This window comes from Uliginosibacterium sp. H1 (genome assembly GCF_036017065.1).
GTDB lineage: Bacteria > Pseudomonadota > Gammaproteobacteria > Burkholderiales > Rhodocyclaceae > Uliginosibacterium.
The window spans coordinates 1,045,107-1,057,263 of record NZ_JAYXHR010000002.1 but is presented as its reverse complement, the minus strand read 5'-3'; the positions used below and the strand labels follow the sequence as shown (position 1 = coordinate 1,057,263).

The 12,157-nt window shown below is 68.4% G+C and carries 13 protein-coding genes and 1 riboswitch; of the genes, 12 read left to right on the top strand and 1 reads right to left on the bottom strand.

From position 1 onward, the window contains the following. Positions 1–47: 47 nt before the first annotated feature. The 8 genes from argH (at position 48) to VVD47_RS14350 (ending at position 7,199) form a co-directional block, all read left to right on the top strand. A complete protein-coding gene (argH, locus tag VVD47_RS14385) occupies positions 48–1,490 on the top strand; it encodes an argininosuccinate lyase (protein ID WP_327604175.1) in 1,443 nt (480 codons plus the stop codon). 25 nt (positions 1,491–1,515) lie between these two features. After that, positions 1,516–1,878 carry a DUF1304 domain-containing protein gene (locus VVD47_RS14380; RefSeq protein ID WP_327604174.1) on the top strand — a complete coding sequence of 121 codons (363 nt, stop codon included), beginning with the start codon at positions 1,516–1,518 and terminating at the stop codon, positions 1,876–1,878. Next, positions 1,875–3,170, top strand: coding sequence for a protein kinase domain-containing protein (locus tag VVD47_RS14375; protein ID WP_443080986.1), 1,296 nt, complete (start codon positions 1,875–1,877; stop codon positions 3,168–3,170). The genes VVD47_RS14380 and VVD47_RS14375 overlap by 4 nt, the downstream gene beginning before the upstream one ends. 6 nt (positions 3,171–3,176) lie before the next feature. Beyond that, on the top strand, positions 3,177–4,085 hold the full coding sequence (locus tag VVD47_RS14370; protein WP_327604172.1) for a fructosamine kinase family protein: 909 nt from the start codon (positions 3,177–3,179) through the stop codon (positions 4,083–4,085). A gap of 253 nt (positions 4,086–4,338) precedes the next feature. Next, complete coding sequence (locus tag VVD47_RS14365; RefSeq protein WP_327604171.1) at positions 4,339–4,890, top strand: hypothetical protein; 552 nt, start codon at positions 4,339–4,341, stop codon at positions 4,888–4,890. Continuing rightward, a complete protein-coding gene (locus VVD47_RS14360) occupies positions 4,880–5,188 on the top strand; it encodes a hypothetical protein (protein ID WP_327604170.1) in 309 nt (102 codons plus the stop codon). Before VVD47_RS14365 ends, VVD47_RS14360 begins: the two co-directional genes overlap by 11 nt. Continuing rightward, positions 5,185–6,111 (top strand): HprK-related kinase A, encoded by a 927-nt coding sequence (locus VVD47_RS14355; RefSeq protein WP_327604169.1) that lies wholly within the window; start codon positions 5,185–5,187, stop codon positions 6,109–6,111. The genes VVD47_RS14360 and VVD47_RS14355 overlap by 4 nt, the downstream gene beginning before the upstream one ends. Continuing rightward, entirely contained in the window at positions 6,108–7,199 is a 1,092-nt protein-coding gene (locus VVD47_RS14350) for a nucleotidyltransferase domain-containing protein (protein WP_327604168.1), read from the top strand. The genes VVD47_RS14355 and VVD47_RS14350 overlap by 4 nt, the downstream gene beginning before the upstream one ends. 68 nt (positions 7,200–7,267) lie before the next feature. Here the strand turns inward: VVD47_RS14350 and grxD are convergent, their stop codons facing one another. Continuing rightward, the gene (gene grxD, locus VVD47_RS14345) at positions 7,268–7,594 is read right to left on the bottom strand and encodes a Grx4 family monothiol glutaredoxin (protein WP_327604167.1); all 327 of its coding nucleotides are present in this window, start codon (positions 7,592–7,594) and stop codon (positions 7,268–7,270) included. A 125-nt stretch (positions 7,595–7,719) separates the two neighbouring features. Further along, a riboswitch (yybP-ykoY riboswitch) is annotated at positions 7,720–7,904 on the top strand. A gap of 3 nt (positions 7,905–7,907) precedes the next feature. Here grxD and VVD47_RS14340 point away from each other — a divergent pair. The 4 genes from VVD47_RS14340 to ilvA all read left to right on the top strand — a co-directional run bounded on the left by VVD47_RS14340 (position 7,908) and on the right by ilvA (position 12,080). Further along, positions 7,908–8,495: a TMEM165/GDT1 family protein gene (locus VVD47_RS14340; RefSeq protein WP_327604166.1), complete on the top strand. Its 588-nt coding sequence runs from the start codon at positions 7,908–7,910 to the stop codon at positions 8,493–8,495. Between the two features lie 65 nt (positions 8,496–8,560). Further along, positions 8,561–10,066: a YifB family Mg chelatase-like AAA ATPase gene (locus VVD47_RS14335; RefSeq protein ID WP_327604165.1), complete on the top strand. Its 1,506-nt coding sequence runs from the start codon at positions 8,561–8,563 to the stop codon at positions 10,064–10,066. 77 nt (positions 10,067–10,143) lie between these two features. Further along, on the top strand, positions 10,144–10,557 hold the full coding sequence (locus VVD47_RS14330; RefSeq protein WP_327604164.1) for a hypothetical protein: 414 nt from the start codon (positions 10,144–10,146) through the stop codon (positions 10,555–10,557). Next, a complete protein-coding gene (gene ilvA, locus VVD47_RS14325; protein WP_327604163.1) occupies positions 10,554–12,080 on the top strand; it encodes a threonine ammonia-lyase, biosynthetic in 1,527 nt (508 codons plus the stop codon). Before VVD47_RS14330 ends, ilvA begins: the two co-directional genes overlap by 4 nt. The last annotated feature ends 77 nt before the right edge of the window (positions 12,081–12,157 follow it).

The following is a 12,157-nucleotide window of genomic DNA, read 5'->3' as shown; positions in this document are numbered from 1 at the left end:
CCGGAGCTCGCCCGGAGCCCGCGCTGCAAACGGTTTTCGCTTCGATCATGACCCATCCCAATGGCATCGCACCGGGCAGTTCCGGTGACGAGCAGACCACCAAGGCCTGGTCGGGCCGCTTCTCCGAACCCGTCTCCGACCTCGTCAAGCGTTACACCGCATCGGTGTTCTTCGACAATCGCATGGCCGCGCAGGATATACGCGGCTCGCTCGCCCACGCAAAGATGCTGGCGCGCCAGGGCATCATCGGCGCACAGGACCTGGCCGACATCGAGCGCGGCATGGCGCAGATCCGTGACGAAATTGCCAACGGCAGTTTCAACTGGAATCTTGATGATGAAGACGTTCACCTCAACATCGAGAAGCGCCTGACCGCCCTGGTCGGCGACGCCGGCAAGCGCCTGCACACCGGCCGCAGCCGCAACGACCAGGTGGCCACCGACATCCGCCTGTGGCTGCGTGACGCCATCGACCAGGCCGTGGTCCTGCTGGCCGACTTCCAGCGCGCCCTGCTGGACACCGCCGAGCAGCACGCCGCCACCCCCCTGCCCGGCCACACCCACCTGCAGGTGGCCCAGCCGGTCACTTTCGGCCATCACCTGATGGCCTACGTGGAAATGGCCCGCCGCGACGCCGAGCGCCTTGCAGACTGCCGTCGCCGCGTAAACCGCCTGCCGCTAGGCGCCGCCGCGCTGGCCGGCACCAGCTACCCGATCGACCGCGAGTTCGTGGCGAAGGAGCTGGGTTTCGACGAAGTCTGCGAGAACTCGCTGGACGCCGTGTCCGACCGCGACTTCGCCATCGAATTCTGCGCTGCCGCCGCGCTGACCATGACCCACCTGTCGCGCCTGTCGGAAGAGCTGATCCTGTGGATGAGCCCGCGCTTCGGCTTCATCGACCTGGCCGACCGCTTCTGCACCGGCAGCTCGATCATGCCGCAGAAGAAGAACCCGGACGTGCCGGAACTGGTCCGCGGCAAGACCGGCCGCGTCAACGGCCATCTGGTGGCCCTGCTGACCCTGATGAAAGGCCAGCCGCTGGCCTACAACAAGGACAACCAGGAGGACAAGGAGCCCTTGTTCGACGCCGCCGACACGCTCATCGACACCCTGCGCATCTACACCGACATGATCCCCGGCATCCGCGTGAAGGCGGACGCGATGCGGGCGGCATTGAGCCTGGGCTTCGCCACCGCCACCGACCTTGCCGACTATCTGGTGAAGAAGGGCCTGCCCTTCCGCGACGCCCACGAGGCCGTGGCGCTGGCCGTGCGCGAGGCCGAGAAACGCGGCGTCGACCTGCCACAGATGGCGCTGGCCGACCTGCGCACCTGCATGGCACACGTGAATGGCGCCGGCGAACGGCTGGGTGACGATGTGTTTGCCGTGCTGACGGTGGAAGGCTCGCTGGATTCGCGCAACCACATCGGTGGCACCGCACCGGCGCAGGTGCGCGCCGCCATCGCCCGCGCGCGCAAGCGGCTGGCGTAATACCGGCCCGCGGCGAATGGACCGGATGAGCACGTTCGCCGACATCGCCGTGGCCCTGGTGGCACTCCTGCACCTGTATTTCCTGGTGCTGGAGATGTTCCTGTGGGACAAGCCGCTCGGCCTGCGTACCTTCCGGCATACGCCGGAATACGCCGCCAGCACGCGGGTGCTGGCCGCCAACCAGGGGCTGTACAACGGATTCCTCGCGGCGGGCCTGCTGTGGGGGCTGCTCGGCGCCGGCCGCGCGGTCGAGGTGTTCTTCCTGGCTTGCGTGCTCGTCGCCGGCCTCTACGGCGCGGCTACCGCGAGCCGCAAGATCCTGTGGTTCCAGGCGGCACCGGCAGCCGTCGCGCTGACGCTGGTGCTGGTAAACGGGGGGCTGAGATGACGGTGCAGCTGGTCGAACGTATCGGCAAATACGAGATCCAGAGCCTGCTCGGAGAAGGGGCCACCAGCGCGGTGTACCTCGCCCGCGACCCCTTCGCGCAGCGTGCGATCGCGCTCAAGCGGGTGTTCGCCGAAGTGCTGCGCGACCCGCAGCGCGCCCAGGCCCATCGCCAGCAATTGCTGACCGAGGCCTCCCTCGCCAGTCGTCTGTCGCATCCCCACATCGTGGAGGTGTATGACGCGGCGGTCACCGAGCGCGAAGCCTACCTCGCCATGGAGTACGTGCCCGGCGGCACGCTGGAGCAGTTCTGCCGGCCGGAGAACCTGCTGCCCTTCGATCGCCTGATCGAAATCCTCTTCAAGTGCACCCGCGCGCTGGAGTACGCCTTCCTGCAAGGCGTGACCCACCGCGACATCAAGCCCGGCAACCTGCTGCTGACCGACCCGGACGGCGCGGAGGTGAAGGTGTCGGACTTCGGCGCCGCCATCTTCCACGACTCCGACCGCACGCTGGTCATGGGCCTGGGCTCGCCCGCCTACATGTCGCCGGAGCAGGTGCGCGATGCCAGCCTGAACCACCAGACCGACATCTATTCGCTGGGCGTGGTGATGTACCAGCTGCTGACCGGCCGCCTGCCGTTCGAGACCGACAACCACCTGAGCCTGGCCTGGAAGATCAGCAACCTGGAGGCGCCCGCGCCCTCCAGCCTGCGGCCGGAAGTGCCGGTCGCGCTGGACGAGATCTGCGCCCGTGCCATGCACAAGTCGCTGTCGGCGCGTTACCAGAGCTGGCTGGAGTTCTCCCACGACCTCGCCCAGGCCGCCCGCAACCGGCGCCTCGTGGCGCAGTCGCAACCGCATTCCGAGACCCACCGCTTCCAGACCCTGCGTGGCATGCCCTTCTTCCGCCAGTTCGACGACGTGCAGATCTGGGAAGTGCTGCGCCTGGCCGAGTGGCGCGAGGTGGCGGCCGGCACACTGGTGATGCGCGAAGGCGAACCCGGCCACTACGTGGCGATCCTGGCCCATGGCCAGGCGGCGGTCTGCTCGCAGGGCCAGCGCCTGCACCGGCTGTCGGTGGGAGAGTGCTTCGGCGAGATGTCGCTGTTCGGCGCCCATCCCGGCACCCGCAGCGCGGACGTGATCGCCGATTCCGACTGCACCTTCGTCGAGCTGCGCGCCGAGGCGCTGGGGCGTGCCTCCAGCGGTTGCCAGCTGCGTTTCTACCGCGCCTTCCTGGACACCATGGCCGAGCGCCTGGCGGCGGCCAATGTCCGCCTGACCCACCCGTAAGTGGCCGTGATCACCCCCGCCCTGCGTGGCGACATCGAAACGCTGGTCCGCTCGGTGGCCGGCAGCGGCTTCCGCCTGCGCGAGCTCACGCCGGTCAGCGGCGGCGACATCAACACCAGCCTGCGCGTGACCGGCGAGGATCACAGCTATTTCCTCAAGCTGCGTCCGTCGGCGGGGAGCGCAATGTTCACCGCCGAAGCCGACGGCCTTGCGGCGCTCGCCCAGTGCCCGGCCATCCGCGTACCCGGGGTACTCGCCGTTGGCCAGGTCGCCGATCAGGCGGCCCTGCTGCTGGAATGGCTGGATCTGCGCCCACTGGCCGGCGACGACGTCGCGCGCCGGGCCGGCGCCGCCCTCGCCGCGTTACACCGTCACGAAGGCCCGCACTACGGCTGGCCGCGCGACAACTTCATCGGCCCCACGCCCCAGGCCAATGCACCGCACGACAGCTGGGCGCTGTTCTTCGTGCAGCGCCGGCTCCAGCCGCAGCTCGCGCTGGCCGCCAGCCAGGGTCACGGCGGCCGTCTGCAGCAGCTTGGCGAACGGATCGCCGAACGCGCCAATGCGCTGTTCCTCGACTACCGCCCCCGCCCCAGCCTGCTGCACGGCGACCTCTGGAGCGGCAACGCCGGCATCGTCGACGGGCCTGACGGCCCCAGGCTGGCGCTGTTCGACCCGGCGGTGCATTACGGCGACCGCGAGGCCGACCTGGCGATGACCGAGCTGTTCGGCGGCTTCCCGCTAGCCTTCTATGCCGCCTATCGCGAAGCCTGGCCACTGGATGTCGACTACGAGCGCCGCAAGCCGCTGTACAACCTGTACCACGTCCTCAACCACCTCAACCTGTTCGGCCGGGGCTACCTGGCACAGGCTGAACGCATGGCCGAGCGGCTGGCCATGGAACTCTCCCGCTGACCGACCGTCCCTTTCCACGGCCGCGTCGACGGAATTGACACTTCCGGACCCGGCGCCCTGACCCCCAGTGCACAGCGGTCGAAAATCCATATGGAACAAAGGCCTTCATCAAGTCTTACAATGGGCATCCAACTTGCTTCCTGCTAGGCAGTCATGCGTCCTCACGGGCAAACGTGATGCCTTGCCATGCAGCTTTAAACTGCCTGCGGCACCATGCGCGCCACCGGATGCCACCGTTCCAGGGTCACAAGCCATGCAAAAGCCAGAGTCCGACAGCCCGTCGCAAGAAAGCATCACGCCGCAACCGCCGGCTTCCGGCCGCCGCCGCCTGATCCAGGGCGGCCTGTCTGCCGGTCCGCTGCTGCTGACCCTGGCAGGCCGTCCTGCCTACGCGACCTGCAAGCAACCGTCGGGGTTCTCCATTTCCGGCAACCTCAGCCGTCCTGAAGCGTTCAGCTGCAAGGACAGCAAGATGGGCAAGAAGCCGGGCGAGTGGTACACCACCGGCACCTGGCCCTGCGACCGCACCAGCACCAAGCTGTCTTCGCTGTCCGGCGCCACCAGCGGCAGCGATACCACCACCACCCTGTTGAGCTGCATCGCACCGGGCTCGGCGCGTACGGAATGCGAGAAGTACATCATCGCCGCCTACCTGAACTCGCTGAACAACCGCACCCCGGCAAGCCCGACCGAAGTGCGCAAGATGTGGCAGTACCGTACCGGCAACTACAGCCCGACCGCCGGGGTGACCTGGACCACCTCGCAACTGCTCAGCTATCTCAAGCACACCACGGGTGAGCTCTGATCACGGGAGTGGCGTGCGCCTGCACGCCCCTTCTGCACAGACAGCCGCCGGCCTGACCCCGCTGGCCCATGTGCTGGGCGACGCACTGACGGTCTTCCTGCCCGGCCCCGGCAGTACGCATGTCCTCCACGGCGCCGCACGCTGGCTGTATGAAACTGTGCAGCAGGCGCCTTCCAGCGGACTCCCCCTCGATACCCTGCGCGCCGACGCCCTGAGCGAAGGCCTGTCCGACGAAGCCTTCGACGCGGCACTCGACACGCTGCTACAAGCCCGGCTGCTGGCACAATCCGGCGAATGATCGTCGCCGACCTGTCGCCTTCTGCCCTGCGGGCACGCCTCGCCGGTGCCGGCCTGCGCTTCGCCGCCGGGCCTTTTGCCTTCCGCGTGCAGAGCCCGCGACGCGACGTGGCCGAGGGCATCGCCCGGCTCTATGCGGCCCACCCCCTGCGTGGCGACGACGACTTCATCGACTTCCACGTCGCCATCCGGCCCGGTCGTGGCCTGCGTCGCCTCCTGCGGCCCCAGGTCCGTTTCGTCGTGGACGGGCTGGAGCCCTTCAAGCCGCTGCCGGCCGACCAGGCCATGCCGATGCTGGAGTGGGGCCTCAACTGGTGCATCGCCGGCTACGCCAACCACCTCCTCATGCTGCACGCCGCCGTGCTGGGCCGTGGCGATCGCGCCATCGTGATGCCGGCCCCGGCCGGTTCCGGCAAGAGCACGCTGTGCGCAGCCCTGGCGCTATCGGGCGGCTGGGACCTGCTGTCCGACGAGCTGGCCTTGCTCGACCCGGCCACCGGCCTGCTGCACGGGCTGGCACGGCCGATCAACCTGAAGAACGCGTCGATCCCGGTCATCCGCAGCTTTGCCCCGGGGGTGGAGGTATGCGGCCCGTACCTGGACACCACCAAGGGCACGGTCGCCTTGCTGCGACCGCCTGCCAGCAGCGTCGCGGCAGCCGCCCGGCCGAGACGGCCGGCCTGGGTGGTGTTCCCGAAATACGTTGCGGACGCCCCGGCACGACTGACGCCGATGGAGCCAGCCGAGGCCCTGCTGGCACTGGCCGACAATGCGTTCAACTATCACATCCAGGGTCGCCACGGCTTCGCCGGCCTGTGCGCGCTGCTCGATGGCGCCCCGGCCTGGCGCTTCGAATACGGGCACCTCGACGAGGCCATCGCCTGCTTCGACGAACTCGCCGGGCGCACGGAGCAGGCCGCATGAAAGTCCTGTTGCTGCGGGCCCTGCGTGAGCCTGCTACGACCGCCTCGCTGAGCCTCCCGCAGTGGGACCTGCTGATCCGCCAGGCCCGCCACGCCAACCTGCTGGGGCATCTGCACGATCTGCTGGAGAACGCCACGTCAGTGCCGGAAGTCGCGCGCGCGCACCTGCTGGCCGGCGCACGACTGGCCGAGCGGCAGCAGCAGTCGGTACGCCACGAGGCGCAGGAGCTGGCCGCCGCGCTCAATGCCGTTGGCATCCGCCCGGTGCTGCTCAAGGGGGCGGCCTATGTGCTGGCCGACCTCAACGCGGCGCGCGGGCGTGTCTTCGCGGACGTCGACCTGCTGGTGCCCCACGGGCAACTACCCCAGGCCGAGGCCGCCCTGATGCTGGCCGGCTGGGTCAGCGGTGAGGCCGATGCCTACAACCAGCGCTACTACCGCGAGTGGATGCACGAACTGCCGCCGATGCAGCATCTGCAGCGCGGCAGCGTGGTGGACGTGCATCACACCATCCTGCCGCCCACCTCGCGCGCCCACCCCGACCCCGCCGCCCTGGTCGCCAACGCCCGGGCACTGCAAGGCTGGCCGGGGCTGGCGGTGCTGTCATCCGCGGACATGGTGCTGCATTCCGCCGCCCACCTTTTCCACGAAGGCGAAGGCGACAACGCATTGCGCGACCTGGTGGACCTGCGCAGCCTGATCGCCGAGTTCCTCGCCGGCGATGCGGATTTCTGGCATCGCCTGGTGGAACAGGCGCATCGCCACCACCTGTGCGAAGTGCTGGCACTGGCGCTGCGCTATCTCGACCGCGTGCTGGGGGTGGCCGTCCCTGCAGCCGTGACGCACGCCCTGTCGCCCTATGCCGGCAACATGGCCCGCCGCCTGCTGCGCGACCAGATGTACGGCCGCATCTTCACCCCGCTGCACAGCTCGACGAAAGACCTGCTGACCCCCCTAGCGCGCGAAGCCCTGTACATCCGCGCGCACTGGCTGCGCATGCCGCCCGGGCTGCTGGCGCAGCATCTCGCGCGCAAGGCCTGGATGCGCGTCAGCGACGCGGGCGAGCCGCTTCAGGCCGAACAGCCCTGAGCAGCGCCAGCGGGCGATGCCCATGAAAAAGCCGCCCGCAGGCGGCTTTTTCATGGGGCTGGCGGCACTCAGGCAGCCGTGACGCCCGCATCCTTCAGCAGGGTCTGCAATTCGCCGGCCTGGTACATCTCCTTGACGATGTCACAGCCGCCGACGAACTCGCCCTTGATGTAGAGCTGCGGAATGGTCGGCCAGTTGGCGTATTCCTTGATGCCCTGGCGGATGTCGTCGTCGGCCAGCACGTTCACCGAGGCGTACTCGGTTACGCCGGACAGCTTGAGGATCTGCGCGACGGTGGCGGAAAAGCCGCACTGCGGGAAGCTCGGCGTGCCCTTCATGTACAGCACGACGGGATTGTTGGTGACGGTTTCGCGGATGGTGTCCTGCACGCTCATGGTTTGCTCCGTGGTTCGATGGGCCGGCCGCGGAACGCTCCTGCCGGCAATACCCGAGTAATTTTATCGGACAACCTCCGTTCGATAAATGCCCGTGGCGCGTTTTGGCGCAAAACGCTAAAATCGCCGCCGTCATTGGGGAGTAGCCGCCCGTCGTTCGCCGGAACTGCACGGGGCCTGTGTCAACAGACTTGTCCGCCGGGACATGGCACAGGCGACTTCACTGGATTGGCGAGACCTTTGACCGCGGCACGTCGATGAACCGGCGCGCGCTGCGGTCATTGGTGCGTTCACGCCGGTTCATGGAGTCATTTTGGAAGCCTTCCTGATATCGACCGGGGTCGTCGCCCTGGCAGAAATGGGCGACAAGACCCAGCTTCTGTCCCTCGTTCTCGCCGCCCGTTTCCGCAAGCCCTGGACCATCTGCCTGGGCATTCTCGCGGCCACCCTCGCCAACCACGCTTTCGCCGCCGCCGTCGGCGCCTGGGTCACCACGGTGCTGGGGCCGGATGTCCTGCGCTGGATCCTCGGCCTGTCCTTCCTCGCCATGGCGGTATGGATCCTGATTCCCGACAAGCTCGACGACGAGGACAGCGCCACGCCGCGCCGCCTCGGCGTGTTCCTGACCACGACCGCCGCCTTCTTCATGGCCGAGATGGGTGACAAGACACAGGTCGCCACGGTGGCGCTGGCCGCGCAGTACCAGGCCTTTGTGGCCGTCGTCGCCGGCACGACGCTGGGCATGATGGTGGCCAACGCGCCGGCGGTTTTCGCCGGCGACGCACTGATGAAGCGCGTACCCATCGGCGTGGTGCACAAGGTGGCGGCCGTGGTGTTCGCGCTGCTGGGCATCGCCGCCTTGCTCGGACTGGATGGATTGCGACTGGATGGATTGCTATAGACCCGCTGCACGACCTGAGGGCAAGCGCTCCTGACGGCGCGGACCGCTGAGCTAGACTCGCTGCCATGTCGCTCGCCCTCGTCAAAAGCCGCGCCCTCGCCGGCCTGGATGCACCGGAAGTCGTCGTCGAAGTGCATCTCGCCAACGGCCTGCCCAGCTTCTCGCTGGTAGGCCTGCCAGACACCGAGGTGAAAGAGGCCCGCGACCGCGTACGCGCGGCGCTGCAGACCTGCCAGTTCGAATTCCCCCAGCGCCGCATCACGGCCAACCTCGCCCCTGCCGATCTGCCCAAGGAAAGCGGCCGCTTCGACCTGGCCATCGCGCTGGGCATCCTGGCCGCATCCGACCAGATGAAGGCCACCACGCTGGCCGGGTACGAGGTGGTCGGCGAACTGTCGCTTTCCGGCGAACTGCGGCCGGTACGCGGCGCACTCGCCATGGCCTGGCGTGCCGCGAGTACCGGGCGCACGCTTATCCTGCCACGCGACAACGCGGCCGAAGCCGCGCTGGTGCCGGGGCTGCGCATCCTGGCCGCCGACAGCCTGCTGGCAGTCGTGGCGCACTTCAACGGGCATGGCGAACTGCCGCTGGTCGACCACGCGGCCCTGCCGGCGACGCCGCACTACCCCGACCTCGCCGACGTACGCGGGCAAGGGCCGGCGCGCCGCATGCTGGAAGTGGCCGCCGCCGGCGAACACTCCGCGCTGCTCTACGGCTCGCCCGGGGTCGGCAAGTCCATGCTGGCAAGCCGCCTGCCGGGGCTGCTGCCGGCCTTGCCACAGGCCGAGGCACTGGAAAGCGCCGCCGTGCAATCGCTGGAGGGGCGCTTCGATCCGGCCTGCTTCGGCCAACGGCCGTTCCGCGCCCCGCATCACTCCGCGTCTGCCGCGGCGCTCGTCGGAGGTGGCGCATCGCCGCGCCCCGGCGAAATATCGCTGGCCCACAACGGCGTGCTGTTCCTCGACGAGCTGCCGGAGTTCGACCGCCGCGTGCTGGAGGCCCTGCGCGAACCGCTGGAAACCGGCCACATCACCATCTCGCGCGCAGCCCAGCGCGCGGACTTCCCGGCACGCTTCCAGCTGGTCGCGGCGATGAACCCCTGCCCCTGCGGTTACCAGGGCTCGAAGCAACGCCAGTGCCGCTGCACGCCGGACCAGGTGGCGCGCTATCGCGGCAAGATCTCCGGCCCGCTGCTGGACCGCATCGACCTGTCCATCGAAGTCGGCAACCTCAGTGCCGACGACCTGCAGAGCCTGCCGCCCGGCGAGACCACGGCTGTCGTGCGCGAGCGCGTGCAGCGCGCCCGCGACCGCCAGCTCGCCCGCCAGGGCAAGCCGAATGCGGCACTGGGCGCCGGCGAGATCGACACGCATTGCACACCGGACGATGCCGGGCTGGCGCTGTTGCGCAAGGCCATCGAACGGCTGGGCCTGTCGGCGCGCGCCTATCACCGTGTACTGAAGGTGGCCCGCACCGTGGCGGACCTCGCCGGGGCCGAAGACGTCGCCAGCGTCCATGTCGCCGAAGCCCTGCAATACCGCCGCGCGCTGCCCGGTGACGCAGCGCAATAAAGATGGAAAGCGGGCCGCCAAAGGCGGTTAAGATCGGGCACGCGACACGCGCGCAGTACAAAAATACAGGGGCCTCCATGCTGCACACCACGCACTTCCATCGTGCCGGGCAAGCCGGCAAGGCGCTCAGGATCTTCCTCCTCCTGCTGGTCGTCCTCTTCGGACTGGCGCTGCTCTACACCTGGATCACCCTCAGCTACAACTACTCGGACGGCGAGCGCGCGGGCTACATCCAGAAGATTTCCCGCAAGGGCTGGATCTGCAAGACCTGGGAGGGCGACCTCGCGCTGGTGAACCTGCCCGGCCAACCGGCGGAGATCTTCGCCTTCTCGGTGCGTGACGACGAAGTGGCCGCGCAGATCAATGCACTGATCGGCAAGCGCGTCTCGCTGAGCTACGAGGAGCACGTCGGCGTGCCCACCAACTGTTTTGCCGAGACGCGCTATTACGTCATCGGCGTGCGTGAAGTGAAAACTGCGGAGCTGCCTTGAGCGACGTCGCCAGCAACAACGATTACCTGGAGCGCATCCTCAACGCACAGGTCTACGACATCGCCATCGAGTCACCGCTGGACGAAGCGCCGGGCCTGTCCCGGCGCACCGGCAACCGCGTGCTGCTCAAGCGCGAGGATCTGCAACCCGTCTTCTCGTTCAAGCTGCGCGGCGCGTACAACAAGCTGGCGCAGCTGTCGCCGCAGGCGCGGTCGCGTGGCGTCATCTGCGCATCCGCCGGCAATCACGCGCAGGGCGTCGCACTGGCGGCACAGAAGTTCGGCTGCCGGGCCGTCATCGTGATGCCGGTGACCACGCCGGCCATCAAGATCGACGCCGTGCGCGGTCGCGGCGGCGAGGTGGTGCTGCACGGCGAGTCCTTCGACGAAGCCTACGCACACGCCCGCGAACTGGAAGCACGCGAAGGCTTCAGCTTCGTGCACCCCTTTGACGACCCGGATGTCATTGCCGGACAGGGCACGGTGGGAATGGAGATCCTGCGCCAGCACCCCCGCCCCATCGACGCGGTGTTCTGCTGTATCGGCGGTGGCGGCCTGATCGCCGGCGTCGCCGCCTACATCAAGCGCCTCAAGCCGGACACCCGCATCATCGGCGTCGAGGCCGACGATGCCGACGGCATGGCGCAGTCGCTGGCGGCCGGTCGCGTGGTGACGCTGGAGCACGTGGGCCTGTTTGCCGATGGCGCCGCGGTGAAGCGCGTCGGCGACGAGACCTTCCGCCTCTGCGCGCAGTACGTGGATGAAGTGATCCGCGTCGACAACGACGCCATCTGCGCCGCGATCAAGGACGTATTCGAGGACACCCGCTCCATCCTGGAACCGGCCGGTGCACTGGCAGTCGCCGGCGCCAAGGCCTGGGCCGCGCGCGAAGGCGCGCAGGGCAAGACGCTGGTTGCCGTGGCCTCCGGCGCCAACATGAATTTCGACCGCCTGCGCTTCGTGGCGGAACGCGCCGAGCTGGGCGAGCAGCGCGAAGCCGTGCTGGCGGTGACGATTCCCGAGCAGCCCGGCAGCTTCCGCCAGTTCTGCGCACAGCTGGGTGCGCGCAACATCACCGAGTTCAACTACCGCTTCGCCGACCACAGCGCCGCCCACGTCTTCGTCGGCGTCTCGGTACGCAACCGCGCGGAGTCCTGCGATCTGCTCAGCCGGCTCAACACCCAGGGCTGCGCCGCGCTGGACCTCACCGACGACGAACTGGCCAAGAGCCATGTGCGCTACATGGTGGGCGGCCATTCGCCGCTGGCGCAGGACGAACGCGTGCTGCGCTTCATCTTCCCCGAGCGGCCGGGCGCCCTGATGCGCTTCCTCGACACACTCCACGGTGAATGGAACATCAGCCTGTTCCACTACCGCAACCACGGCGCCGACTTCGGCCGCGTGCTGGTGGGCATGCAGGTGCCGGCCGCCGACCAGGCGCGCTTCCAGGCCTTCCTCGACCGGCTCGGCTACGAATACGTCGACGAGACGGCCAACCCCGCCTACCGCCTGTTCCTGGGCTGAGCCGCCTTGTTCCGGCGCGGGCGGCGCCGGCGCGCCCGGCCGTCTGAGCATAAATACTCGGAATAGACGCTTCAGGA

Bases quoted from the DNA above. Each gene is read 5' to 3' on its own strand.
- VVD47_RS14335 (WP_327604165.1), top strand. From the start codon at position 8,561: ATGTCGCTCGCCCTCGTCAAAAGCCGCGCCCTCGCCGGCCTGGATGCA.
- VVD47_RS14350 (WP_327604168.1), top strand. From the start codon at position 6,108: ATGAAAGTCCTGTTGCTGCGGGCCCTGCGTGAGCCTGCTACGACCGCC.
- VVD47_RS14330 (WP_327604164.1), top strand. From the start codon at position 10,144: ATGCTGCACACCACGCACTTCCATCGTGCCGGGCAAGCCGGCAAGGCG.
- VVD47_RS14375 (WP_443080986.1), top strand. From the start codon at position 1,875: ATGACGGTGCAGCTGGTCGAACGTATCGGCAAATACGAGATCCAGAGC.
- grxD (WP_327604167.1), bottom strand. From the start codon at position 7,594: ATGAGCGTGCAGGACACCATCCGCGAAACCGTCACCAACAATCCCGTC.
- argH (WP_327604175.1), top strand. From the start codon at position 48: ATGACCCATCCCAATGGCATCGCACCGGGCAGTTCCGGTGACGAGCAG.
- VVD47_RS14355 (WP_327604169.1), top strand. From the start codon at position 5,185: ATGATCGTCGCCGACCTGTCGCCTTCTGCCCTGCGGGCACGCCTCGCC.
- VVD47_RS14380 (WP_327604174.1), top strand. From the start codon at position 1,516: ATGAGCACGTTCGCCGACATCGCCGTGGCCCTGGTGGCACTCCTGCAC.
- VVD47_RS14365 (WP_327604171.1), top strand. From the start codon at position 4,339: ATGCAAAAGCCAGAGTCCGACAGCCCGTCGCAAGAAAGCATCACGCCG.